Here is a 23,508-nt window from a genome sequence, read left to right as displayed (position 1 = left end):
GTTCTCTTTTCCTTCAGCCGTGCCGGTCTCGCCGGATCACTTGTCTCGCTTGCCGGCACCGTCGGCGACGAATGCATCGCGATGCTCATCGGCGACGCCGGCGAGATTGAGTTCGTAGGTGTAGCGCTGCTCGAGCAGGTAGCTGGTCTTCACGTCGACCGGGTCGATGCCGTTGATGGCGGCCTTGGCCGCCCGGATCACGCGGGTGTCCTTCGCGTCGATGAGGCGCGCCACCTCCAGGGCGGTCTCGAGGAGGTCTTCGCGCGGGACGGCCCGGTAGACCGAGCCGAAGTGGACGAGCTGCTCGGCGGTGACGTTCTGCGCGGTGTAGTACAGCGTGCGCATCATGTGCTGGGGGACCAGGCGGGCGAGGTGGGTCGCCGCGCCGAGGGCGCCGCGGTCCACTTCGGGGAGGCCGAAGACGGCGTCGTCGGAGGCGACGATCACGTCGGCGTTGCCGACGAGTCCGATGCCGCCGCCGACGCAGAAGCCGTTGACGGCCACGATGACCGGCACCTGGCAGTCGTAGACGGCCGAGAAGGCCGCCGCGCATCCGCGGTTGGCGCCGATGAGCGCGTCGAAGCCGCTGGTGTTCTGCATCTCCTTGATGTCGACGCCGGCGTTGAATCCGCGGCCCTCGGCCCGCAGGATGACGACGCTGGTCTCGGGGTCGTCGCCCGCGGCGAGGATCTCGTCGGCGAGCTGAAACCAGGCGGCGCTGGGTAGGGCGTTGACCGGCGGAAAGTCGACCGTGACGGTGACGATGCCGGATTCGACCCGGGCGGTGGTGATCGGCACACCGACTCCTTCGTGTCGTGGCGGGGACTGCTCCCGAAGCTCCCCAAGCAAATGCTTGGTTGTTTGATACGGTAGCACCATGACTGAAGCAGTGCACCCGGCGGTGGATCTCGGGCTGACCGGCGCAACGATCCTGATCACCGGCGGTGTCCGCGGTGTCGGCGCCGGAATCGCGCAGGTCCTGGCCGACCTCGGGGCCACACCGGTGGTGTGCGCCCGACGGCCCGGCGACGGCGACTTCGAGTTCCACTCGTGCGACGTCCGCGACAGCGACGCCGTCGCCGCGATGATCGCCGACATCGTCGCCGCACACGGCCGCCTCGACGGCGTCGTCAACAACGCGGGCGGCTCACCGTTCGCACTCGCCGCCGACGCCTCCGACAACTTCTCGAGGAAGATCATCGAACTCAACCTCCTCGCGCCGCTGATCGTGGCCCGCGCCGCGCACGCGGTCATGACGCGCCAGGACGGCGGCGGCAGCATCGTCAACGTCTCCAGCGTCAGCGGACATCGGCCGTCGCCCGGAACCGCCGCCTACGGCGCCGCGAAGGCCGGCCTGGACAACCTCACCGAATCCCTCGCCGTCGAATGGGCGCCCGCGGTCCGGGTGAACTCCGTGGTGTGCGGACCCGTCGAGACCGAACTGTCGCACCTGCACTACGGCGACGACGACGGCGTCGCGGCGGTCGGCGAGACCATCCCGATGGGCCGACTCGCCCGGCCCGCCGACATCGGCTCCGCCGTGGCCTATCTGCTCTCGCCGGTGGCCGGTTTCGTGACCGGATCGACGGTCACGGTGCACGGCGGCGGTGAACGCCCGGCCTTCCTGGCGGCCGCCAACGTCGACCACGGCGCCCCCGCACACCAGTCCTGACAGCAACACCGTCCTGACAGGCACACCAGTCCTGACAGCAACACCAGACCCGCCAGCACCGCGTCGCGAACGCGACCGTCGAGAGAATGGAATCACCAGTGAGCACCAAGACCAGTGAGGGTCGCGTCGTCATCGTGACCGGGGCCGGCCAGGGAATCGGCCGCGCCCACGCCCACGCCTTCGCCGCCGACGGCGCCAAGGTCGTCGTCAACGACTACGACGCCGCGGCCGCCACCGCGGTGGTCGACGAGATCGCCGCCGCCGGCGGCGAAGCCGTCGCCGCCACCGGGGACGTCGCGGACTGGGCCACCGGCGAGGCCATCGTCGCCACGGCGGTCGACTCGTTCGGCCGGCTCGACGCCCTGGTCAACAACGCCGGCTTCCTCCGCGACCGCATGCTCGTCTCGCTGAGCGAAGAGGAGTGGGACTCGGTGGTCCGCGTCCACCTCAAGGGGCATTTCGTGATGCTCCGGCACGCCGCCGCGTACTGGCGGGCCGAGTCGAAGGCCGGCCGCACACCCGCGGCCCGCATCGTCAACACCTCGTCGGGCGCAGGCATCTTCGGGTCCGTCGGGCAGGGCAACTACGCGGCCGCCAAGGCCGCGATCGCCGAGCTGACCATCCAGGCCGCCGCCGAACTCGGCGGCTACGGCATCACCGTGAACGGCATCGCCCCGGCGGCGCGCACCCAGATGACGCTCGGCGCCGGCGAGGCGATGGCCGAACAGATGGCCGCCCCCGCCGACGGGTCGTTCGACGCGATGGACCCGGCCAACATCTCCCCGCTGGTGGTGTGGCTCGCCTCCGAGGCCGCGAGCGACGTCACCGGCCGACTCTTCGAGGTCGAGGGCGGCACTGTCACGGTGCTCGACGGCTGGCAGCGGGCCGCCTCCCGCGACAAGGGCGCCCGCTGGGATGTGGCCGAACTGTCCGACGTGGTGCCCGCACTCCTCGCGGACTCACCGGCGCAGGTGAAGGCATATGGCGCTCGCTGACGCCGACCGGATCGCGGCGGCCCGCGCCTACGTCGACGCACTCGTCAGTCACGATGCGTCGGCGGTGCGCGTCACCTCCGACTGCACGCGCATCGAACTCGGGGTGACCACCGGCCGCAACGGCGACCACATCATCCGGAGCCTGGAGCGCGGACCGCAGTTCCGGCTGATCCACCACATCAGCGACTTCGCTGCGACCGTGATCGGGCACACCGTGCAGACCACGTACTACGTGCACGTTCACCCGAAACCCCTCGGGCTCGCCGCGCGCGTGGTGGAGTCGTTCGAAGTGGACGACGCCGGCGCCATCACGGCGATCGTCGCCCGCTTCTCGATGCCGCGTCGCAAGGCCTGAGCCCCATCCCGGCAGCACCCCGCCCCCGGCAGGGTCCCACCCGAAAGGAAGTCATCCCGTGACCGAGTCACCCGCAGCGCAGTCCCCGGCCGCCCTCTACGAGGTGCGCGGCGGCGTCGCCGTCATCACCCTCAACCGGCCCGATGCGATGAACGCCGTCAACGCGGCGCTCGCGACGGCCGTCGGTCGCCACCTCGAGCAGGCGGCCGACGACCCCGACGTGCGGGTGGTCGTCCTCACCGGATCGGGTCGTGCGTTCTGCGCCGGCGCCGACCTCAAGGAGATCGCTCAGGGGAAGTCCATCGCCGCCGACGACAATCCCGAATGGGGCTTCGCCGGGGTCGCTCAGCACTGGATCGACAAACCCGTCATCGCGGCGGTCAACGGCTTCGCGATGGGCGGGGGCACCGAACTGGCGCTGGCCTGCGACCTCGTGGTCGCCGCCGACACCGCCGTCTTCGGCCTGCCCGAGGTGAAGCGCGGTCTCATCGCCGCGGCCGGCGGTGTGATCCGGCTGCAACGCCAGCTCCCGATGAAGCGTGCACTCGAACTGGCGCTCACCGGTGACGGGATCGAGGCGTCGGTCGCCCGCGAATGGGGTCTGGTGAACCGGGTGGTCCCCGCCGACGAGGTCCTCGACGCGGCCCTGACGCTGGCGGATTCGATCGCGGCCAACGCCCCGCTGTCGGTGCAGTACAGCAAGCAGGCGATGTACCGGATGCAGTCCGGCGCATCGGACTGGAATCAGGCGTGGGGCGCCGAGGAGCCGTGGGCGGTCAACGGTGAACTCGGTATCAAGGTCTTCACGTCGAAGGACGCACTCGAGGGGCCGCGGGCGTTCGCCGAGAAGCGGGAACCGAACTGGCAGGGTCGGTAGCCGGACGCTCGGTGATTCTCCGGATGCTCGGTGATTCGCCGGACGCTCAGTGCTGCACCGGGCAGCCGGCGCGGCCGAAGGTGCCCAGGCTCTCGATCCGGTAGCCGCCGGGATACGACTTCACGCGCGCCATGTCCTGGGCGAGCTGGGGTCGGCGGCGCTTGGGGAGGTAGGCCACCAGCCGTCCGCGCAGCCGGAGGGCGGTCAGTGAGAGACGTCGGAACAGCGGGTGCGGTGCTCGGTAGCCGAAGGCGTCGAGCAGCGGGTCGTCCATCACGGCGCGGCTGAACGGATTGATCAGCGGCCGCACCGGCTTCGGATAGAAGGTGGCGAACAGGTCCAGCGTGGCGTCGCCGGTGCGGCGGACGCCCGGCGTCCCGCCGGACACGTAGTGCTCGGCCTCGTAGGAGTCCATCAGCTCGGCGAATTCGTCGTAGGTCTCGGGGATGTTCTTGATCGCCATGTGGCGACCCAGATCCCGGTAGTACAGCGTCGTCGCCCGGATCTCGTCGGCGGTCAGCCTCCGCCAGCCGTAGTCGTCGATCCACCGGACCGGGACCACGACGAAGGTCGCCAGGACGTAGAGCATGTCGTCGTTCGAGATGTCGTACATCTTGTGCATCTGGTTGATGCGCCGGATCGAGTCCTTGCCGCGACGGCTGTCGAATCCCTCGGTGAGCGGGATGTCGAGCAGGATCACCGTGTCGTCGTACCGGCGCTGGGCGCGTTCGCGGAACTCGCCGGTCTCGTCGAGGAGTTCACCGACGCTGGGGACCGCGTAGGTGCGGAACAGCGCGAAGCTCAGCGCCTGGTTGATGTCCCACGGGAACTCGTAGGTCGCCAGCGTCCGATAGATCTCGTGGTACGAGGTCTCCGGGTCCATTCCGGCGGTCAGCGAGGCGGTGTTCTTGACGCGGCTCTTGACCCGCGCAGGGATCGAGGTCGTGGGTGCCATGGGTGCTCCTTCACACAGACTAGCCTAACTGTAAGTCGAGTTACAGTTTTGTGCAAGGGGCGGAACCGCACGTGTGAAAAGCTGGACTCATGGTCAAAAAGTCGGTCCCCTCGCAGCAGGCGCGCCGCCGATTCCTCGACGCGGGCCTGGTGGTGCTCGGTGAACACGGGCACGCCGGACTCAAGCTGGCGCAGGTGTGCGCCGCGGCGGGGGCGACCACCGGCAGCTTCTATCACGCCTTCGGAAGCTGGGCCGACTTCACCACCGACCTCATCGCGTACTGGCGGCATGAGCGGAGCCGACGGCTGATCGACGACGCACTGGCGGTCGCCGAACCGACGGGGCGCATCGACGTGCTGGTCGACATCGGGCTCAGCCTCGACCGCGCGTCGGAGGCCGCGATCCGCGTGTGGTCGACGCACGACGACGAGGTCCGCAGGCACCTTGAGGAGGTCGACCGCGAACGCATCGACGTCATCGCCGACACGAGCGCGGCGATCATCGGCGACGAGACCGTGGCGCGGCAGTACGCGCAGGTCGCGCTGTATCTGCTGATCGGCTATCAGATGGGCACGGTGCCGTCGATCGACGCGCTCCGATTCGGGTTCACCTCGATGCTCGACCACGTGCTGGGCCCCGATCGGACCGGCCCCGATCGGACCGGCACCGATCGGACCGGCCCGGCCTGACGTCCCGGGGCCCGGCCCGACGTCCCGGTCTCCCGGTCAGGCGCTGGGGGCGCGGACGACCATCGGCACGCCCGGGAACAGTGCGGCCATCTCCGAGCGGGACTTGCGGAGCGCGGCGGTGCCGTAACCGCGCTTGCGGGACGACGGTCGGATCCAGATCCGGACGTCGACCTCGCCGCCGTGCAGTTCGCCGAAGACGATGCCGATCTTCTCCTCACCGTCGCTGGCGACGAGCCACACCGCGTCCTCGGAGTCGACGCGGTCGACGGCCTTGGCGATCTCCTCGCGGACGTCGCCGGCGGGGGCGCCCGAACCGTCGCCGGCGACGCCCTGTTCGGCGGTCCGCTCCGCGAACAGGTCCGAGTCGGCGTCGGCGGAGAAGGGGCGCAGTGTGAGGGAGTCGCCGGTGCTCGCGGGACGTTCGGCGAGGGTGAAGGTGATCGCCTCGTTGAGGTTGTCGAGCTCGGCCTGGTTCTTGCGGCGCTCGTCCTTCGTGAGCTGGTAGAACGACATGTTCAGGACGGCTTCGGCGCCGGTGCGCGGCTTGCCGAGGAGGTCGGCGATCGCGGTGACGGCGGCCTCGCGGTCGTCGGCCTCGACGATGGCGTCGAGCACCTCGTGCCGCCGCTCCAGTGCGGTGAGGAGGGCGTCGGTGATGTCTCGTCGGGCTGCGGCCTGGTCCAGATCAGTCATGACTCGATACTAGGTCCGGTTCGGCCGGTCCCGGGGGAGATTTCGATGATGTGGACGACGATTTCATCGGCGCGCGACACGATGTTCACGCGGCGGGATGAACGGCGGGCCCGATGTCCGGTGCCGTTGGCCCCCAAGGAATTTCGTGGGATCCTATCTAAAATCTAGAACACGTTCTAGTATTTTTACATGGCTTCAGACTCGATCGACGACCAGCTCCTGCGCAACCCCGTCCACCTCGGCGACCTGATGGTCGCGGCCCTGCGCCGCCACCACGCCACCCCGGTGCTCAAGCTCGGCGACACCGAGCTGACCGGCAGTGAGATGAGTCGGCAGATCAGCCGGTACGTCCAGGCGTTCGAGGCCGCCGGCGCCGGGACCGGCACCGCCGTCGGACTCCTGGCCCTCAACCGGCCCGAAGTTCTCTTCGTGATCGGCGCCGGCCAGACGCAGGGCTGGCGCCGCACCGCACTGCACCCGCTCGGCTCCCTCGACGACCACGCCTACGTGCTGTCCGACGCGGGCGTCTCGACCCTCGTCATCGACCCCGTCCCCATGTTCGTCGAGCGGGCCGTCGCACTGGTCGACCGCGTCGAGAGCCTCACCCAGGTGCTCACCCTCGGACCCGTGCCGCCGGAACTGGCCGAGGTCGGCACCGACGTCGTCGCCGCGGCCGCCGGATACGAGGCGACGCCGCTCACGGCCAAACCCCTCGACCCCGACCACGTCGTGTCGATCACCTACACCGGCGGAACCACCGGCAAACCCAAAGGCGTCATCGGCACATCGCGATGCATCTCCACGATGACCCAGATCCAGCTCGCCGAATGGGAGTGGCCCGAACGCCCCCGCTTCCTCATGTGCACACCGCTCTCGCACGCCGGCGCCGCATTCTTCGTGCCGACGCTCATCAAGGGCGGCACCATGCTGGTGCTCGGAAAGTTCGATCCCGCCGAGGTCCTCGAGACGATCGAGCGCGAACGGATCACGGCCACCATGCTCGTCCCGTCGATGCTGTACGCCCTCATGGACCACCCCGACTCGCGAACCCGCGACCTCTCGTCGCTGGAGACCGTCTACTACGGCGCCTCCCCGATGAACCCCGTGCGGCTGGCCGAGGCCATCGAACGGTTCGGGCCGATCTTCGCCCAGTACTACGGCCAGTCCGAGGCGCCGATGGTGATCAGCTACCTCCGCAAGGACGAGCACGACGCCGCCCGACTCGGCAGCTGCGGTCGCCCCTCGGCCTTCCTGCGGACCGCACTGCTCGACCCGGAGGGCAACCCCGTGCCGCAGGGGGAGCCGGGCGAGATCTGCGTGTCGGGTCCGCTGCTCGCCGGCGGCTACCTCGGGCTGCCCGAGCAGACCGCCGAGACCTTCGACGGACGGTGGCTGCACACCGGCGACGTCGCACGGGAGGACGAGGACGGCTTCTGGTTCATCGTCGACCGCACCAAGGACATGATCGTCTCGGGCGGCTTCAACGTCTTCCCCCGCGAGGTGGAGGACGTGGTCGCCGAACACCCGGCGGTCGCGCAGGTCGGCGTGATCGGCGTACCCGACGACAAGTGGGGGGAAGCGGTGACCGCCGTCGTGGTGCTCCGTCCCGACGCCGACGCCTCACCCGACGCGCAGGCGAGCGTCACCGCCGAGATCCAGGCGTCGGTCAAGGAGCGCAAGGGTGCGGTCCAGTCGCCCAAGCAGGTCGTCTTCGCCGACGAGCTGCCGCTGACGGCGCTCGGCAAACCCGACAAGAAGGCGTTGCGGGCGCGGTTCTGGGAGTCGACGGATCGAGCGGTGGGCTGAGCCGTGACCCCCGATGCAGGAGCAGACGGTGCAGGAGCAGACGGTGCAGGAGCGCCGCAGCTGACCGTCGTCGCCGACACGGGACTGTGCGACGGCTACGGCGAGTGCGTCAAGGCGGCACCCGACGTCTTCTCACTCGACGACGACGGCTTCGTGGTCGTCGACCGCCCCGACGTGACCGACGAGAACGAGGGGCGGGTGATCGCCGCGGTGAGCCGATGCCCCAAGTCGGCGCTCCGGCTGCTCGCGGACGGCGCGCCGGTCGACCTGCCCTGAACGCGAACGGTCGGGCTGCCGAGGCCGGGCTGCCGGGGTCAGGCGGCCGGGGTGCAGACGACGATCGGAATCACGCGGTCGGTCCACGCCGCGTAGGTGTCGAAGTCGTCGTAGAGCTCGACCAGCCGCGGCCACAGTTCGTCGCGCTCCTCCTGATCGGCGACGTGCGCGGTGTAGCGCCCTTCGTCGCCGCCGATCTGGATCCGGACGCGCGGTTCGGCGCGGACGTTGTGGTACCACGCCGGATTGCTGGGCAGGCCGCCCTGGGAGGCGACGAGGACCACGTCCTCGCCGTCGCGCAGATACAGCAGCGGGACGGTCCGATCCCGACCGGACTTGCGTCCCACCGTGGTCAACAGGCAGACGGGGGCCGGCTTGCGCAACGCCGAACCGACGCGCCACGAGCCGCCGAGACGGCCGCGAGTCCACCGGTACACGGCGGTGTTCGCGCGCGAACCGATCTTGATGATCTTCGCGACCACCGGTGAATCGAGTTGTCCCGGACGTGAATTCGGATCCACGACTGCTCCCGTCTGCCCGTGTGAGCGCTGCGCCCGCATCGGCGGGCGTCCGTGTCAGATGCGTTCGATGATGGTCGCCGTCGACAGCGCACCGCCGGCGCACATCGTCACCAGCGCCGTCGACGAGTCGCTGCGCTCCAACTCGTGCAGCGCGGTGGTCAGCAGTCGCGAGCCGGTGCTGCCGACGGGATGTCCGAGGGCGATGGCACCACCGTTCACGTTCACCTTGTCCATGTCGGCGTCGTGCACCTGGGCCCAGCTCAGGACCACCGATGCGAAGGCCTCGTTGATCTCGACCACGTCGATGTCGCCGAGGCTCATGCCCGACCGCTCGAGCACCCGCTCGGTGGCTTGCACGGGGCCGTCGAGGTGGTAGTACGGTTCGGCGCCGACCAGCGCCTGGCTGACGAACCGGGCGCGCGGGGTGAGGCCGAGGGCCTTGGCGCGGTCGGAGTCCATGATGAGGACCGCGGCGGCGCCGTCGGAGATCTGCGAGGAGTTGCCGGCGGTGTGGATGCCGCCGTCCATGACGGGTTTGAGGCCGCTCAGCGATTCGAGGGTGGTGTCGCGCAGCCCCTGATCGCGGTCGACCTCCAGCGTCTCACCGGTGAGCTCGCCCTCCTTGGTGCGCTCGGGGGCGGTCACGGTGAGGACCTCGCGGTCGAAGCGCCCCTCGTCCCAGGCGCGCTTGGCGTTGGTCTGCGACCGCAGGCCGAGGGCGTCGACGTCGGCGCGCGTGATGCCGCGACGCTCGGCGATCCGCTCGGCGGCGGTGAACTGGTCGGGCATGTCGATGCTCCACGACTCGGGGCGCCGCGGGCCGGCGTGTGTGCCGACGTTGGCGCCCAGCGGCACATGCGACATGCACTCCACGCCGCAGGCGACGCCGACGTCGATGGTGCCGGTGGCGATGAGTCCGGCGACCAGGTGGTTGGCCTGCTGGGCCGAGCCGCACTGGCAGTCGATGGTGGTGGCGCCGGTCTGCCATGGGAGTCCGGCGTGCAGCCAGGCGGTGCGGGTGACGTTGTTGCCCTGCTCGCCGACCTGCATCACGGCGCCGCCGACGACCTGCTCCACGAGTTCGGCGTCGATTCCGGCGCGTTCGATCACGCCCCGCTGGGCGGTGCCCAGGATCTCCGCCGCGTGCAGGCCCGAGAGCCAGCCGTTGCGCTTGCCGATCGGAGTCCGGACGGCCTCCACGATCACCGGTACACCCATGCCACTTCCCTTCGACGAACGAGTCTCCATCAAACTAGAACAAGTTCTTGTTCACGTCTATCCAGTGTGGCAGAGTGTGACGTACGCAAATTGTAACGGGTTCTCGTTCGGCGGGAACTTGTTCACCGTTGAGAATCGAGGTGATGACGTGACTCAGGCGCAGAGTGTCGACGCGTCCGGCACGTGTCCATTCATGCACCAGGAAGGCTGGGACTTCACAGACCCGGACCTTCTGCTCGAGGGGATTCCCGTCAAGGAGTTCGCCGAACTCCGCAAGACGGCCCCCGTCTGGTGGAACGCCCAAGCTCCCGGAAAGGGCGGCGGCTTCCACGACGGCGGCTACTGGGTGATCTCCCGCCACGAACACATCCGTGAGATCTCGAAGAACGCCGACGACTGGTCGGCGGCCGAGAACGGTGTGATCATGCGCTTCGAGGACGACATGACCGCCGAGCAGATCGACGTCACCAAGTCGCTGCTCATCAACCACGACCCGCCGGACCACACCCGTCTCCGCAAGGTCGTCTCGCGTGCCTTCACCCCGAAGGCCGTGCACGCCCTGGAGGAGAAGCTCGACGCCGCGGCCCGCCGCATCGTCTCGGAGGCCGCCGCCACCGGATCGGGAGACTTCGTCCACCAGGTCGCCGTCGACCTGCCGCTCGAAGCCATCGCCGACCTGCTCGGCGTCCCCGCCGAGGATCGGACCAAGCTCTTCAACTGGTCCAACTCGATGATGAACGCCGACGACCCGGAGTTCACCGAGGACCCGCAGGTCGCGTCGATGGAGATCCTCGGATACGGCTACAACATGGCCGAAGAACGCCGCAAGTGCCCCGCCGACGACATCATCACCACGCTCATCGAGGCGGACGTCGACGGACACGGGCTCACCGAGGCCGAATTCGGCTTCTTCTTCATCCTGCTGACCGTCGCGGGCAACGAGACCACCCGCAACGCGATCACCCACGGCATGAACGCCTTCCTGGAGCACCCCGATCAGTGGGAACTGTTCAAGAAGGAGCGTCCGGCCACCGCGGTCGACGAGATCGTCCGCTGGGCGACCCCGGTGAACTGCTTCCAGCGCACGGCCAAGAACGACACGCAGATCGGCGGCGTCGACATCAAGAAGGGCCAGCGCGTCGGCATGTTCTACGGGTCGGCGAACTTCGACGAGGACGTGTTCGAGAACCCGTTCGAGTTCGACATCATGCGCGACCCGAACCCGCACGTCGGATTCGGCGGCAACGGCACCCACTTCTGCATCGGCGCCAACCTGGCCCGCATGGAGATCAGCCTGATGTTCAACGCCCTCGCCGACCTCGTGCCCGACATCACCAAGCTCGAGGCGCCGCGTCGACTGCGCCACGGCTGGATCAACGGCATCAAGGAACTCCAGGTGAACTACGGGAGCAAGGCGTGAGCGAGTCCCCGGCGTACCTGAACATCGATCGGGAGAACCACCCGGCCGTCTTGGCCGGGCGTCGATCCCGGGAAGCGGTCGAGGCGCGTGACAAGCAGGCGTGGCTCGACAACTTCGCGGCCGACGGATCCGTCGAGGATCCCGTCGGACCGTCGATGTTCGACGAAGAGGGCAAGGGTCACCGGGGCGCCGACGAACTGTCGGAGTTCTGGGACAAGACCATCGCGAACACCGAGAAGATCGACTTCCAGTTCGGCAAGGAGATCATCTGCGGTGACGAGGTGGCCTACATCGGCACGATCGTCACCCACATCGGCGGCCACATCAGCGAAGCCGAGGGCGTCTTCACCTACCGGGCCGACGCCGCCGGCGACCTCGCCGCACTCCGCGCGTTCTGGGAGGTCGAAGCGACGATGAAGTCGCTGCGCAAGGCCTGACCGGCAGGCATTGAGCCCGCGCATCACGCAACACGACAGCGCCGAAGAGACTCGTTCTCTTCGGCGCTGTCGTGTTGTCGCGGTCCCCGGCGATCACACGGCTAGCATGCGATCATGCGACGATTCCTCCTGCTCTCGGCCGGAGCGGCAGCCTGTGCCGCGGTACTCGTCGGCTGCGGCGCGGAATCGAGTCGGTCGGCGACACCCGCGACGCCCTCCGTCTCCTCCGGAGACGGCCCCGAATCGTCTGCTGCGCCGTCTTCTGCTGCGCCTTCTTCGTCGGTGCCATCGCCTGTGTCGTCAACGCAGTCGCCGACCAACCCGCCGGCGACCTCGATGCGTGCCGGGCCGCCCGCCGCTCGCGTCGCACCCGGCGAGCCGGTCAGCGGCGACGGCTACCTGCGTCCCGGAACGGCCGCCGAGTTCCAGTTCTCGGCGGGGTCGGGCAAGTGGCAGTGTGTGATCCGTGCTGCCGAAGCGGGCTGCACCGGAGAGGTGCCGGCCGGCGCCGATAGTGCGCTGCTGCCGCAGAAGCCGGACAGTGTCCGCGTTACCGCGGAAGGCATCGCGAGTTTCGAACCTGGCGGTGCCGCCGCATTCGGGTCACGTGATGCACAGAAACGACCGACCGCAGGCAAGGATCTGCCTGCCGGCCGGTCGATTCGCAACGGTCAGTTCATCTGTGCAGCAGTCCCCGCCGACGGGATCCAGTGCGAGACCATCTCGGGCGCGGACGGCTTCCTCATGTACCCGATGCGGTCGTGGCTCTGGTAGTAGCCCGCATCAGAGCTTGTCGGCCCCGGTCAGGTGTCGGACCCGGTCAGGTGTCGGCCCCGGTCACGGCTTGTCGACGCCCAGCAGCCACATCGAGAAGTACTGCGAGCCGCCGCCGTAGGCGTGCCCGAAGGCCTTCCGGACGTCGGGCACCTGGTGATCGCCGCCCTTGCCCATCACCTGGATCGCGGCCTCGGCACAGCGGATCATCCCGGAGGCGCCGATCGGATTGGACGACAGCACCCCGCCCGACGCGTTCACCGGCAGCTTGCCGCCGATCTCCGTCTCCCCGGCCTCGGTGAGCTTCCAGCCCTCGTACTCCGGTGTGAAACCGAGATTCTCCAGCCACATCGGCTCGAACCACGAGAACGGAACATAGATCTCCGCGGTGTCGACCTCCTCGAGCGGGTTCGTGATCCCGGCGTCGCGCCACAGCGCCGCCGACGCGTCCCGGCCGGCCTGCGGACTGACCACATTGCGATGCGAATACGACAACGGCTCGGTGCGCATCGCCGTCGCCTGCACCCAGGCGACCGACCGGCCCTCGGCGACCGCGTCGTCCGCGGTCCCCTCGTCGCCGAGCACCACCGCGCACGCGCCGTCGGACGACGGGCACGTCTCATCGAAGCGAATCGGATCCCACAGCATCTGCGAGGCCATCACGCTCTCGACGGTGATGTCGGGCTGATGCAGGTGGGCGAGTGGATTCTTGGCGCCGTTTCGGCGGTCCTTGGCCGCGACCATCGCGCCGATGTGCGCCGGTGCGCCCGAATTGTTGATGTACGCGCGCACATGCGGAGCGAAGAAGCCGCCGGCACCGGCACCGACCGGCATCGTGAACGGAACCGGAATCGACAGCGCCCACATGGCGTTCGACTCCGACTGCTTCTCCCACGACACCGCCAACACGCGACCGTGGACGCCGCTGCTCACCATCGAGCTGCCGACGATCGCCGTCGAGGCACCCACCGACCCGGCGGTGTGGACACGCAGCAGCGGTTTGCCGACGGCGCCGATCGCCTCCGCCATCGCCAACTCCGGCATCATCGACCCCTCGAACATGTCGGGGGCCTTACCGATGACGACGGCGTCGATGTCGGCCATCGCCAGCCCGGAATCCGCCAACGCGCGGTCGATGGCTTCGCGGACCATGCCCGCCATCGTCACGTCACCCCGTTTGGCGACGTACTTCGTCTGCCCCGTCCCGAGGACGGCGACGCGATTGCGGCTCATCAGTTCTCTCCTCCTGCGAGTGCGACGACCATGTTCTGCTGCAGCAGCGGGCCGGCGGTGGCGTGCGCGACGGCCGTCTCGGCGCGACCGGCGAGAATCTCGTGCGCCGCATATCCGATCCGCTGCAGACCCGCGGTGAACAGGGCGTTGGCCGCGAGAGCCCCGCCGGACGGATTGATGCGCGTGCGCTCGCCGAGACCGATCTCCCGCGCGACGATCAGTTCCTGATGCGTGTACGGGGCATGGATCTCGGCGACGTCGACATCCCGCGAGCGGTCCCCGAACGCGGTCGCCGCAGCCGTCGCCGTCGACTCCGAGCGGGTGAGGTCGCGGGCGCCGAAGTTCGGCGTCTCGATCCGGTGGTCCCAGCCGGTGATCCACGCGGGGTTCTCGACGAGTTCGCGAGCACGGTCCTCGGAAGCCAGGATCACCGCAGCCCCCGCGTCGGCGTACGGCGCGATGTCGTGGGCCCGCAGCGGATCCGCGACGTAGTCGGCCGCCAGCAGCTCATCGACCCCGACGCCGGAGCTCCGAGCGGCGACCGCCGCCATGTCGGCCTCGGTCCACGCGCCCGAATCCAGACCGGCACGCGCCTGCAGGCCGGCGAGCGACCGGGCGTCGGGCCACAGGGGAGCGACGTTGTAGGTGTCGGTCTGCATCGCCTGGACACGATCGGAGTCGCCCGCCGAGGCCTTGCCGAAGCCATAGGCCAGTGCCACGTCGACCTCGCCGGTCGCGATCTTGATCCACGCCTCGTACAGCGCCCACGCGCCGTCCATCTCGACATGCGACTCGTTGATCGGCGGCACGGCGCCGATCGCGTCGATCGCGGAGATGAACGAGAACGCACGGCCCGCCAGATAGTCCGACGAGCCGCTGCACCAGAAGTCGATGTCGGTGCGGTCGATGCCCAGATCGGTGTAGAGCCGCTGGAAACAGGGGACCAGCATCTCCACACCGTTGGTGGTGCCCGACGTCTCGGGGACGTTGGCGCTGTGCGTGAAACCCACGACGGCGATGCGTGGGAGGGATGACGTACTCATGTGCGGTGAAAATCCTTCCGAGGGCGGAGGCCCGAGGCGTCAGAGGTGGTTCCGGTACGACTCGAAGTCGGCATCGGGTTCGCCGTTCGGGGCGAAATGGCTGACGTTGCGCATCGTGTGATCCCACTCGGACTCCGGCCGCCACACGGCCTTCACCCGCATGCCCATGCGGACCTCCTCGGCGGGCACGTCGAGGATCAGGTGCAGGAACGGGATGTCCGCGCCGTCGAGCAGGATGTAGGCGGCCACATACGGCGGTTTGATCTGCTGGCCCAGGAACGGCACGTTGACGATGCAGAACGTGGTGACCGTGCCCGTGTGGGCGAGTTCCACGCGCTCGACGGTCGGGCTGCCGTCCGACGGACTCACATAGCGCGGCGGGAAGTACACCTCACCGGTCTGGACGCGGCCGCCGATGAACTTCCCGGCCTTGAGCCCCTCCAGGTACCAGGTCTCCGACTCGGTGGCCGAATGCATGATCGTCGTCGTGATCGGCGTCTCGGTGATGACGTTCCCGGCGTCGTCGACCGTCATCTCGCCCTCGGGTGCGGGGGCGGCCGACGGCGTGTCGCCGAGGCTGAAGTGCGCGATGTCGGTGATGACGCCGGTGCGCACGGTGTTCCACACCGCGTGCACGCGCGCGCCGACCGACATCTCGTCGGGACTCGCGGCGTCGACGGCGTGCAGCAGGGACGTGTCCGCGCCGTCGAGCCGGATGAGCGCGTAGGCGAACGGCCGCTGGAGCGGTTGCCCGTCGAGCGGTGTCGGCTGCCACGACCAGCTGGTCACGGTGCCCACCGTCGCGACCTCGACGATCTCGGTGGTGGGAGCGCCGCCGGCGGGATCGAACTCCGCGGGCGGCGTCGTCACGCGACCGTCCGATCCGCGACTGCCGACGATGCGGCCGTCGCGGAGGGCCAGCGCGAATTGGGAGAGGACGGGGCCCAGCGATCTCGTGTACGCGAATGTGTTGGTCAGCGGCGCCGACAGGATTCGTGACTCGGGTGCGGGCACCTGCACTTCGGGGACCGGATGAGTTGCACTAGTGGACACGCATCAAATAGAACATGTTCTAGTTACCCTTGGCAAGGGAACCACGAAAGGTGTCGGAATGAAACTGGGTCTGCAACTGGGCTATTGGAGCGCGCAACCGCCCTCCGGCGTCCCCGAACTCCTGCGAGCGGCCGAAGAGTCGGGCTTCGACTCGGCGTTCACCGCCGAATCATGGGGCTCGGACACCTACACCCCCCTCGCCTGGTGGGGAGCATCGACCACCACCCTGCGTCTCGGCACCGCGGTCTCGCAGCTCTCGGCGCGACCGCCGACGACCCTCGCGATGGCCGCCCTCACCCTCGACCACCTCTCCGGCGGACGCCACATCATCGGCCTCGGCGTCTCGGGACCGCAGGTCGTCGAGGGCTGGTACGGGCAGAGCTTCGCCCGGCCGCTGGCCCGCACCCGCGAATACGTCCGCATCGTCCGCGACGTCCTCGCCCGCGACGGCGCCGTCCACAGCGACGGCCCCCACTACCGACTGCCGCTCACCGCCGCCGACGGCGGCACCGGACTCGGCAAGGCCCTCAAACCGATCACCCACCCGCTGCGCGCCGACATCCCCGTCTGGCTCGGCGCCGAGGGCCCCAAGAACGTCGCCCAGACCGCCGAGATCGCCGACGGCTGGCTCGCGATCTTCTACACCCCGCGACTGGCCGGCATGTACGACGAATGGCTCGACGAGGGGTTCGCCCGCGACGGTGCGCGGCGCACGCGCGACGACTTCGAGATCGCGGCGACCGTCCAGTGCGTCATCACCGACGACGTGCCCGCCGCCATCGACCGATACCGGCCGTCGACCGCCCTGTACGTCGGCGGAATGGGCGCACAGGAGAAGAACTTCCACGCCGACCTGTACCGCCGCATGGGATACGGCGAAGCAGTCGACGACATCGGCCGCCTGTTCCGCGCCGGCCGGCGGGAGGAGGCCGTCGCCGCGGTCCCCGACGAGATGGTCCGCGAGACCATGCTGGCCGGCACCGCCGACGACGTTCGTGACCAGATCCGCCAGTGGGAGACCGCGGGCGTCACGACGCTCATGGTCACGGCGCGTGACGTCGACACCGTCCGACAGCTGGGCGACCTCGTCTGACGCCGGCGACCCGCCCGTCACCTGCGACCCCGCCCGTCACCTGCGGCGCCGACGATGGTCCCCGCGCGCGATCAGCTGCGCGAGGAGCGGCTCGACGACCTCCCACCGGTAGACCACCTGCGCGAAGGTGAGGCGCACGGGCGCGTAGCCGACCAGGCGGGCGCGCAGATCGCGGAGCCGGTCCGACTCGAAGGTCTCCGGATCGGAGTGATAGGCGTAGCCGTCGACCTCGACGATGAGGGCGTCGCCGATCAGGAGGTCCACCCGGCCGACGCCGTCGATGTACGCCTGCGGTCGGACCCGGAGGCGTGGACGTCGGGAGGTGAGGCGTACCCGCACCATCGTCTCGGTCCCCGATTCGGCACGACCGTCGCACCGCCCCAACGCGTCGACGATCCGGCGCGGAGCGTCCGAGAACAGGTCCGCCAGCTCGGCGGGAGTCACCAGGCGCAGGTGCAGCACCGAGTCGCAGACGACGATGAAGTCCTCGGTCGGCAGGCAGACCGCCGCGTGGCGCAACGCGGTCGGAATCCCGTCGACGGCACCGTCCTCGGCGGGCTGCCGGCCGAGGCACCGGCACCAGTCGCGGCGGGTGCGGCTGCGGGCGTCGTTGCCGCGGATGTGCAGGCGACGGCTCGGCGGCACCCAGACCCCGTGGGCGTCCAACGCCGATGCGCAGCTCACCACGCCGCCGGCGGCGACGGCCCGTACCACGCGGGGATCGGCGGCCCGCGTCGCGTACCACCCGTGCCGCAGCCGGATCAGACGTCCGTCGCGGATCGCCTCGTCGATCTCCCGGCGCGATGCCTGTTCGCGCAGCTGCCCCCAGCGATAGACCCCCGTGTCCATGCGGCCATGATGGCCGGATCGGCGTCGGGTCGGGTGAGTTCGCGCCGGCGTCGACGCATCTGTGGATAACGCTGCGAGCATTACCAACGCGTATATGAGTTCAATCGCGCCATAGGTGCTCTCACCGGCGTATACGCGTTGGTAATGCGCGCTGTCACTCGCCGGTGAAGGCCGGCTTCTCCTTGTTCGCGAAGGCGCGCGGACCGATCTTGGCGTCCTTGGACTGGAAGACGGCGGCGCCGAGCTCGGCGTCGATCCTGAACGCCTCCTCCTCGTGCATGCCCTCGCTGTCGCGGATGGTCTTGAGGATCGCCTGGACCGCGAGCGGGCCGTTGGCCGCGATCTTCTCGGCGATCTCGAGTGCGGCGTCGAGCGCCGTGCCGTCGGGGACCACGTGGCCGATGAGCCCGTACTCCTTGGCCTCGGGCGCGGTCACGTGTCTGCCGGTCAGCAGGATGTCGGCGGCGATCGTGTACGGGATCTGCCGGACGAGGCGGACGGCGCTGCCGCCCAGCGGGAACAGGCCCCAGCGGGCCTCGGAGACACCGAACTTGGCGCTCTCACCCGCCACGCGGATGTCGGTGCCCTGCAGGATCTCGGTGCCGCCCGCGATCGCCGGGCCCTCGACCGCCGCGATGAGCGGCTTCGTCAGCCGGCGGCCCTTGAGCAGTGCGGGGAGACGAGTGAGGTCCCAGCCGCCCTTGGCGAAGGAGTCGCCGGGGGCCGAGGAGTTCATCGCCTTGAGGTCGGCGCCAGCGCAGAAGTAGCCGCCCGCCCCGGTGAGGATCGCCACGCGGATGTCGGGGTCGGAGTCGACCCGATCCCACGCCTCCTCCATGATCCGCATCATCGGCCCCGACAGGGCGTTTCGCGCCTCGGGGCGGTTCATCGTCACGATCAGCACATGGCCGCGCTTCTCGACCAGGCATTCGGGCGCAGCAGAATCCGGCGCAGAAGTATCGGGTGCAGGGGTATCAGACACGGGGCTATCGGACACGCGGGGTCTCCTCATTCGCGAAGTTCTTGCCGGGAACAGTAACACGTTCTAGTTTTAGGGTATGGCCTTCACAATCGGCGACCTCTTCGAGCATGCCGTCGACCTCATGCCCGACCGCGTGGCACTCGAGTCCGGAGACCGTTCCCGCACCTACGCGCAGCTGGAGGCGCGAGCCAACGCGCTGGCGCACGCTCTCGGTGAGCTCGGTGTGCGGCCGGGCGACGGAGTGGGTCTGTACAGCAGGAACACGATCGAGTCCGTCGAGGCGATGCTCGCGATCTTCAAGGCTCGCGCGGTGATGGTGAACATCAACTACCGGTACGTGGAAGCCGAACTGGAGCACATCGTCACCGACTCCGGGATGCGCGTGCTCATCCACGAGGCGCAGTACACGCCGCGTGTGCTGAACGTGTTCTCGAAATCGCCGGCGGCCGTGACGCACCGGATCGTCGTCGACGACGAGAGCGGGGCGAGCGCGGGCGACGCGACGTCGACCGTCGGCGTCACCGGATTCGAGGACGCGATCGCCGCGGCGTCGCCGGACCGCGACTTCGAGGAGCGCACCGACGACGACCTGTACCTGCTCTACACCGGCGGCACCACTGGGAAGCCGAAGGGCGTCGTGTGGCGGCAGGAGGACGTCTGGCGCGTCCTCGGCGGCGGCATCGACTGGTACACGGGCCGGCCGATCGACGACGAGTGGGAGCATGCGCGCGTCGGCGCGGAGGCCGGACAGCTCGTCCGCTTCGCCATCCCGCCGTTCATCCACGGCGGCAGCCAGTGGGCGGTGTTCCAGTCGCTGTTCGCCGGCGGCAAGGCCGTCGTCTACCCGGAGTTCGATCCGTGTGAGGTGTGGCGCGCCGTGGAACGTCACGGCGTGAACGTCGTGTTCATCACCGGCGACGCGATGGGCCGGCCGATGATCGACGAGTTGGAGGCCGGCGACTACGACACGTCGACCGTGGTGTCGGTGGCGTCGTCGGCCGCCCTGTTCTCGCCCGCCGTGAAGGATCGCTACCTCGACTGCCTGCCCGATGCGGTGATCGTCGACGCCATCGGGTCGTCGGAGACCGGATTCGGCGGGATGGGGATGGCCGTCAAGGGACGCAGTCGGATGGGGGCGCCGACGGTGAAGGCCGACCCCGACACGCATGTGCTCGACGACGACGGCCGTCCGGTGGAGCCGGGGTCGCCGGTGATCGGTCGGCTCGCGCGGTCGGGACACATCCCCCTGCGCTACCACAACGATCCGGTCAAGAGCGCCGAGACGTTCGTGACCTACCACGGCGTGCGCTATTCGATGCCCGGAGATCAGGCGCGGGTGGAGGCCGACGGCACCATCACGATGCTCGGCCGGGGGTCGGTGTCGATCAACACCGGTGGCGAGAAGGTCTATCCCGAGGAGGTCGAGGCGGCGCTCAAAGGTCATCCCGACGTGACCGACGCGGTGGTGGTCGGTGTGCCCGACGACCGCTTCGGCCAGCGGGTGGCCGCAGTGATCGCGACCCGCGCCGGCCGGCGGCCGACGATCGACGATCTCGGCGCCGTGGTGCGCCGCGAACTCGCCGGTTACAAGGTGCCGCGCAGTGTGTGGTTCGTCGACGAGATGCGGCGGTCGCCCGCGGGCAAGCCCGACTACCGCTGGGCCGCCGAGATCACGGCCGCGTCGAGTCCCCATTCGACGACCTGACCCGACAGCACTCCCGAGACGACAGCACTCCCGAGACGACAGCGATCCCGAGGCGACAGCCTGCAGTACACGAACCCCGGACGATCCGGGGAGGACAGGACGAGGACATCCATGAAGACAGCACTGTGCGACAAGTTCGGGATCGAGTACCCGATCTTCGGTTTCACACCGAGTGAGGAGGTGGCGGCCGCGATCAGCCGCGCGGGCGGACTGGGCGTCCTGGGCTGCGTCCGATTCAACGAGCCCGACGAGCTCGACGGCGTCCTGGAGTGGATGCACGAGAACACCGACGGCAAACCCTTCGGCGTCGACGTCGTGATGCCGGCCAAGATCCCCACCGAGGGGTCCAAGACCGATCTGGACACGATGATTCCGCCGGAGCATCGCGCCTTCGTGGAACGCACGCTCGACGACCTCGGGGTGCCGCCGCTGCCCGACGGCGGCGACCGCGTCAACACCGGTGTCCTCGGCTGGCTGCACTCGGTGGCGCGTTCGCATGTCGACATCGCGATGGAGCACACCCGCAAGTACGGGCAGATCAAGTTGATCGCCAATGCGCTGGGGTCGCCGCCCGAGGACGTCATCGGCATCGCGCACGACAACGGTGTCGCGGTCGCGGCGCTGGCGGGGGCGAAGGAGCACGCCCTGCACCACATCGAGTCGGGCGTCGACATCGTCATCGCCCAGGGATACGAGGGCGGCGGACACACGGGCGAGGTCACGTCGATGGTGCTGTGGCCCGAACTGGTCGACGCCGTCGGCGAGGCGCCGGTGCTCGCCGCGGGCGGTGTGGGCGACGGCCGGCAGATCGCCGCCGCCGTGGCGCTCGGCGCCCAGGGCGTGTGGATGGGCACCTACTGGCTCACTGCGGCCGAGTACAACCTCGGCGCGCACCGGGAGGGGGAGCCGTCGACGGTGCAGCAGGCACTGCTGTCGGCGACCTCGCGCGACACGGTCCGGCGGCGGATCTACTCGGGTAAGCCGGCACGGCTGCTCAAGACGGCGTGGACCGACGCGTGGGACGCCGCCGACGCGCCCGACCCGCTGCCGATGCCGCTGCAGAACCTGCTGGTCGGGGAGGCGCACGCGCGGATCTCGGCGTCCGACGACCCGCGGGTCGTCGCGATGCCCGCCGGGCAGATCGTCGGACGCTGCAATTCGATCACCCCGGTCCAAGAGCTGGTCGACGGGCTGGTCGCGGACTACCGGGCGGCGGTCGAACGGATGAACGCCACCCTGCGGTGAGTCGCCGCGGCGACCTGGACCCCGCCCCTACCGCGGCGAGGTCCAGGTCGGTGCGCCGAGGGATGCGCTGAGCGCCGCCCGCGCGGTCTTGAACGTGGCGGTCTGCGGCAGGGCGTCGACCACCCACACCCGGGTGGGACGCTGTTTGACGCCGAGATCGGGCTGGGCGTCGAGGAAGGCCTCGAACGCCGCACGGTCCAGCCCCGACACCGCCGGTTCAGAGACCGCCGGTTCAGAGACTGCGGGATCAGAGACCGCCGGTTCAGAGACGACGAGGGCCGCGCCGACCTCGTCGCCGATGTCGACGGGGACGCCGAACACCGCGACCTCGTCGATCGCGGGGTGCCGGAGCAGGATCTGCTCGATCGGCCGGGTGCCGAGGTTCTCACCGTCCACGCGCAGCCAGTCGCCGGTGCGGCCGGCGAAATACAGGTAGCCCTCGTCATCGACCCACCCGAGGTCGCCGGTCCGGTACACGCCGCCCCGCATGCGTTCGGCGGTCGCCGCGTCGTCGCCGTAATAGCCGTCGAAGAGACCGGGCCCCGAGGTGTTGACGATCTCGCCGACGGTGCCCGGCGGGACGGGCTCGAGCGTGTCGGGATCGACGACGGCCACCGGATCGCGGAGCGGCCCCAGGGCTGCGTCGGGAGTGTCGGGGGTGCGGGTGACCGAGACGCCCGCCTCGGTGGAGCCGTAACCGTCGACGACGCGGGCACCGAACCGACGGAGGAACTCCGCGCGGTCGGCGGCCGAGGCCTCGTTGCCGTACATGATCCGCAGACCCAGCTCGGCGTCGTCGGGACGCTCGGGGGTCGCGAGGATGTAGTGCAGGGGTTTGCCGACGTAGTTGGCATAGGTGACGCCGTAGCGCCGCACATCGTCGCCGAATCCGCTCGCGGAGAACTTCTCGCGGAGCACGAAGGACGCCCCGGCCGCGGCCGCCACCGACCACCCCGCGATGAGCGCGTTGGAATGGAACATCGGCATGGAGATGTGGGCGACGTCGTCGGCGCCGAGCCCGAACCGGTCGGCGAGCATCACTCCCGGGGCCGCGAACTTCCGCTGACTGCACTGCACGGCCTTCGGGTCGCCGGTGGTTCCCGAGGTGAAGATCAGCATCAGCAGATCGTCGGGCGCCACGGCGTCCGCGCGGGCGTCGACGGCCGCCTCGCGATCGATCATCGCCGCCCATTCGGGGCCGTCGACGTCGACGACCGGGACGGGCGAGCCCGCCAGCGCATCGCCGGCAGCCCTCGAGGCGAGCACCAACTGGCAGTCCGAGCGGCGGACGTCGGCGAGCAGTGCGTCGCCGCGCCGAGTGTCGTTGAGACCGACGAGGACGAAGCCGCCCAGTGCCGCCGCGCAGAACAGGAAGCTGAACTCGGGCACGTTGGGCAGCAGCACCCCGACGTGCGGCGGGCGGTCCGGGTCGAGTCGGTCGCGCAGTGCCGCGGACCGTCGGCGGGCCTCGGCGATGTGGTCGCGCCAGGAGACGAACCGGTCGCCGAAGTGCAGTCCGCGGTCGGTCACGTCGGCCAGCGGCGCCAGCAGTTCGGCGACGGTGCGGGCGTCGGTGACGGCGGGCGCGGGGCTCACGGGGGCACGCGAGGTCACCGG

24 protein-coding genes are annotated in these 23,508 nt (G+C 69.4%); 13 read left to right on the top strand and 11 right to left on the bottom strand.

Annotated features, from left to right (window positions below; genetic code table 11):
- Positions 1-36: 36 nt before the first annotated feature.
- A complete protein-coding gene (locus G528_RS0101815; RefSeq protein ID WP_026917480.1) occupies positions 37-798 on the bottom strand; it encodes an enoyl-CoA hydratase family protein in 762 nt (253 codons plus the stop codon).
- 79 nt (positions 799-877) lie between these two features.
- On the opposite strand from G528_RS0101815, the gene G528_RS0101810 reads away from it, so the two are divergent.
- From G528_RS0101810 to G528_RS0101795, 4 genes are all read left to right on the top strand, one after another.
- Positions 878-1,672 (top strand): SDR family oxidoreductase, encoded by a 795-nt coding sequence (locus G528_RS0101810; RefSeq protein WP_026917479.1) that lies wholly within the window; start codon positions 878-880, stop codon positions 1,670-1,672.
- Between the two features lie 98 nt (positions 1,673-1,770).
- On the top strand, positions 1,771-2,667 hold the full coding sequence (locus G528_RS0101805) for an SDR family oxidoreductase (protein WP_026917478.1): 897 nt from the start codon (positions 1,771-1,773) through the stop codon (positions 2,665-2,667).
- A complete protein-coding gene (locus G528_RS0101800; protein ID WP_026917477.1) occupies positions 2,654-3,022 on the top strand; it encodes a DUF8021 domain-containing protein in 369 nt (122 codons plus the stop codon). Before G528_RS0101805 ends, G528_RS0101800 begins: the two co-directional genes overlap by 14 nt.
- Before the next feature lie 58 nt (positions 3,023-3,080).
- Positions 3,081-3,899 carry a crotonase/enoyl-CoA hydratase family protein gene (locus G528_RS0101795; RefSeq protein WP_026917476.1) on the top strand — a complete coding sequence of 273 codons (819 nt, stop codon included), beginning with the start codon at positions 3,081-3,083 and terminating at the stop codon, positions 3,897-3,899.
- A 46-nt stretch (positions 3,900-3,945) separates the two neighbouring features.
- On the opposite strand, the gene G528_RS0101790 is transcribed toward G528_RS0101795, so the two are convergent.
- Positions 3,946-4,854 carry an oxygenase MpaB family protein gene (locus G528_RS0101790; protein ID WP_084637972.1) on the bottom strand — a complete coding sequence of 303 codons (909 nt, stop codon included), beginning with the start codon at positions 4,852-4,854 and terminating at the stop codon, positions 3,946-3,948.
- Positions 4,855-4,943: 89 nt separating this feature from the next.
- On the opposite strand from G528_RS0101790, the gene G528_RS16075 reads away from it, so the two are divergent.
- On the top strand, positions 4,944-5,543 hold the full coding sequence (locus tag G528_RS16075) for a TetR/AcrR family transcriptional regulator (protein ID WP_051198168.1): 600 nt from the start codon (positions 4,944-4,946) through the stop codon (positions 5,541-5,543).
- A 36-nt stretch (positions 5,544-5,579) separates the two neighbouring features.
- On the opposite strand, the gene G528_RS0101780 is transcribed toward G528_RS16075, so the two are convergent.
- Entirely contained in the window at positions 5,580-6,236 is a 657-nt protein-coding gene (locus G528_RS0101780; RefSeq protein WP_026917474.1) for a GNAT family N-acetyltransferase, read from the bottom strand.
- Positions 6,237-6,425: 189 nt separating this feature from the next.
- Between G528_RS0101780 and fadD8 the strand changes: the two genes are divergently transcribed.
- Entirely contained in the window at positions 6,426-8,042 is a 1,617-nt protein-coding gene (gene fadD8, locus G528_RS0101775) for a fatty-acid--CoA ligase FadD8 (protein WP_026917473.1), read from the top strand.
- Positions 8,043-8,045: 3 nt separating this feature from the next.
- Positions 8,046-8,318: a ferredoxin gene (locus G528_RS0101770; protein WP_245569641.1), complete on the top strand. Its 273-nt coding sequence runs from the start codon at positions 8,046-8,048 to the stop codon at positions 8,316-8,318.
- Positions 8,319-8,356: 38 nt separating this feature from the next.
- On the opposite strand, the gene G528_RS0101765 is transcribed toward G528_RS0101770, so the two are convergent.
- On the bottom strand, positions 8,357-8,839 hold the full coding sequence (locus G528_RS0101765; protein WP_026917471.1) for a nitroreductase family deazaflavin-dependent oxidoreductase: 483 nt from the start codon (positions 8,837-8,839) through the stop codon (positions 8,357-8,359).
- 54 nt (positions 8,840-8,893) lie between these two features.
- On the bottom strand, positions 8,894-10,057 hold the full coding sequence (locus G528_RS0101760) for a steroid 3-ketoacyl-CoA thiolase (protein ID WP_026917470.1): 1,164 nt from the start codon (positions 10,055-10,057) through the stop codon (positions 8,894-8,896).
- A 193-nt stretch (positions 10,058-10,250) separates the two neighbouring features.
- Here G528_RS0101760 and G528_RS0101755 point away from each other — a divergent pair, with 193 nt between their 5' ends.
- From G528_RS0101755 to G528_RS0101745, 3 genes are all read left to right on the top strand, one after another.
- Positions 10,251-11,477, top strand: coding sequence for a cytochrome P450 (locus tag G528_RS0101755; protein ID WP_084637971.1), 1,227 nt, complete (start codon positions 10,251-10,253; stop codon positions 11,475-11,477).
- Positions 11,474-11,914 (top strand): nuclear transport factor 2 family protein, encoded by a 441-nt coding sequence (locus tag G528_RS0101750; RefSeq protein ID WP_026917468.1) that lies wholly within the window; start codon positions 11,474-11,476, stop codon positions 11,912-11,914. Before G528_RS0101755 ends, G528_RS0101750 begins: the two co-directional genes overlap by 4 nt.
- A 294-nt stretch (positions 11,915-12,208) precedes the next feature.
- A complete protein-coding gene (locus G528_RS0101745; protein ID WP_026917467.1) occupies positions 12,209-12,688 on the top strand; it encodes a hypothetical protein in 480 nt (159 codons plus the stop codon).
- Positions 12,689-12,751: 63 nt separating this feature from the next.
- On the opposite strand, the gene G528_RS0101740 is transcribed toward G528_RS0101745, so the two are convergent.
- Genes G528_RS0101740 through G528_RS0101730 form a run of 3 tightly spaced genes read right to left on the bottom strand, consistent with a single transcriptional unit; the run spans position 12,752 to position 16,017 of the window.
- On the bottom strand, positions 12,752-13,921 hold the full coding sequence (locus G528_RS0101740) for a thiolase domain-containing protein (RefSeq protein WP_026917466.1): 1,170 nt from the start codon (positions 13,919-13,921) through the stop codon (positions 12,752-12,754).
- Positions 13,921-14,964, bottom strand: coding sequence for a thiolase domain-containing protein (locus G528_RS0101735; RefSeq protein ID WP_026917465.1), 1,044 nt, complete (start codon positions 14,962-14,964; stop codon positions 13,921-13,923). The genes G528_RS0101740 and G528_RS0101735 overlap by 1 nt, the downstream gene beginning before the upstream one ends.
- Before the next feature lie 39 nt (positions 14,965-15,003).
- The gene (locus G528_RS0101730; protein WP_026917464.1) at positions 15,004-16,017 is read right to left on the bottom strand and encodes a Zn-ribbon domain-containing OB-fold protein; all 1,014 of its coding nucleotides are present in this window, start codon (positions 16,015-16,017) and stop codon (positions 15,004-15,006) included.
- A 58-nt stretch (positions 16,018-16,075) separates the two neighbouring features.
- Here G528_RS0101730 and G528_RS0101725 point away from each other — a divergent pair, with 58 nt between their 5' ends.
- Positions 16,076-17,110, top strand: a complete 1,035-nt coding sequence (locus G528_RS0101725) for an LLM class F420-dependent oxidoreductase (protein WP_026917463.1) — start codon at positions 16,076-16,078, stop codon at positions 17,108-17,110.
- 36 nt (positions 17,111-17,146) lie between these two features.
- Here G528_RS0101725 and G528_RS16070 read toward each other — a convergent pair whose 3' ends face one another.
- Together G528_RS16070 and G528_RS0101715 are read right to left on the bottom strand one after the other, a co-directional pair.
- Positions 17,147-17,959 (bottom strand): hypothetical protein, encoded by an 813-nt coding sequence (locus G528_RS16070; RefSeq protein ID WP_035718532.1) that lies wholly within the window; start codon positions 17,957-17,959, stop codon positions 17,147-17,149.
- A 154-nt stretch (positions 17,960-18,113) separates the two neighbouring features.
- A complete protein-coding gene (locus G528_RS0101715) occupies positions 18,114-18,971 on the bottom strand; it encodes a crotonase/enoyl-CoA hydratase family protein (protein ID WP_281170322.1) in 858 nt (285 codons plus the stop codon).
- Positions 18,972-19,017: 46 nt separating this feature from the next.
- Between G528_RS0101715 and G528_RS0101710 the strand changes: the two genes are divergently transcribed.
- Positions 19,018-20,646, top strand: a complete 1,629-nt coding sequence (locus tag G528_RS0101710) for an acyl-CoA synthetase (protein ID WP_026917461.1) — start codon at positions 19,018-19,020, stop codon at positions 20,644-20,646.
- A 111-nt stretch (positions 20,647-20,757) separates the two neighbouring features.
- Entirely contained in the window at positions 20,758-21,891 is a 1,134-nt protein-coding gene (locus G528_RS0101705) for an NAD(P)H-dependent flavin oxidoreductase (protein ID WP_026917460.1), read from the top strand.
- Positions 21,892-21,918: 27 nt separating this feature from the next.
- On the opposite strand, the gene G528_RS0101700 is transcribed toward G528_RS0101705, so the two are convergent.
- Complete coding sequence (locus G528_RS0101700; protein WP_026917459.1) at positions 21,919-23,487, bottom strand: AMP-binding protein; 1,569 nt, start codon at positions 23,485-23,487, stop codon at positions 21,919-21,921.
- Positions 23,488-23,508 lie beyond the last annotated feature (21 nt).

It is taken from the genome of Gordonia shandongensis DSM 45094 (genome assembly GCF_000423025.1).
GTDB lineage: Bacteria > Actinomycetota > Actinomycetes > Mycobacteriales > Mycobacteriaceae > Gordonia > Gordonia shandongensis.
Note: the sequence above shows the minus strand (reverse complement) of the source record. Positions and strands in the feature narration are given on the sequence as shown.

Excerpts from the sequence above, each read along its gene's own strand:
- G528_RS0101755 (WP_084637971.1), top strand. The coding sequence starts at position 10,251 with ATGCACCAGGAAGGCTGGGACTTCACAGACCCGGACCTTCTGCTCGAG.
- G528_RS0101810 (WP_026917479.1), top strand. The coding sequence starts at position 878 with ATGACTGAAGCAGTGCACCCGGCGGTGGATCTCGGGCTGACCGGCGCA.
- G528_RS0101790 (WP_084637972.1), bottom strand. The coding sequence starts at position 4,854 with ATGGCACCCACGACCTCGATCCCTGCGCGGGTCAAGAGCCGCGTCAAG.
- G528_RS0101710 (WP_026917461.1), top strand. The coding sequence starts at position 19,018 with ATGGCCTTCACAATCGGCGACCTCTTCGAGCATGCCGTCGACCTCATG.
- G528_RS0101705 (WP_026917460.1), top strand. The coding sequence starts at position 20,758 with ATGAAGACAGCACTGTGCGACAAGTTCGGGATCGAGTACCCGATCTTC.
- G528_RS0101715 (WP_281170322.1), bottom strand. The coding sequence starts at position 18,971 with ATGAGGAGACCCCGCGTGTCCGATAGCCCCGTGTCTGATACCCCTGCA.
- G528_RS0101740 (WP_026917466.1), bottom strand. The coding sequence starts at position 13,921 with ATGAGCCGCAATCGCGTCGCCGTCCTCGGGACGGGGCAGACGAAGTAC.
- fadD8 (WP_026917473.1), top strand. The coding sequence starts at position 6,426 with ATGGCTTCAGACTCGATCGACGACCAGCTCCTGCGCAACCCCGTCCAC.
- G528_RS0101800 (WP_026917477.1), top strand. The coding sequence starts at position 2,654 with ATGGCGCTCGCTGACGCCGACCGGATCGCGGCGGCCCGCGCCTACGTC.
- G528_RS0101780 (WP_026917474.1), bottom strand. The coding sequence starts at position 6,236 with ATGACTGATCTGGACCAGGCCGCAGCCCGACGAGACATCACCGACGCC.
- G528_RS16070 (WP_035718532.1), bottom strand. The coding sequence starts at position 17,959 with ATGGACACGGGGGTCTATCGCTGGGGGCAGCTGCGCGAACAGGCATCG.
- G528_RS0101725 (WP_026917463.1), top strand. The coding sequence starts at position 16,076 with ATGAAACTGGGTCTGCAACTGGGCTATTGGAGCGCGCAACCGCCCTCC.
- G528_RS0101735 (WP_026917465.1), bottom strand. The coding sequence starts at position 14,964 with ATGAGTACGTCATCCCTCCCACGCATCGCCGTCGTGGGTTTCACGCAC.
- G528_RS0101760 (WP_026917470.1), bottom strand. The coding sequence starts at position 10,057 with ATGGGTGTACCGGTGATCGTGGAGGCCGTCCGGACTCCGATCGGCAAG.
- G528_RS16075 (WP_051198168.1), top strand. The coding sequence starts at position 4,944 with ATGGTCAAAAAGTCGGTCCCCTCGCAGCAGGCGCGCCGCCGATTCCTC.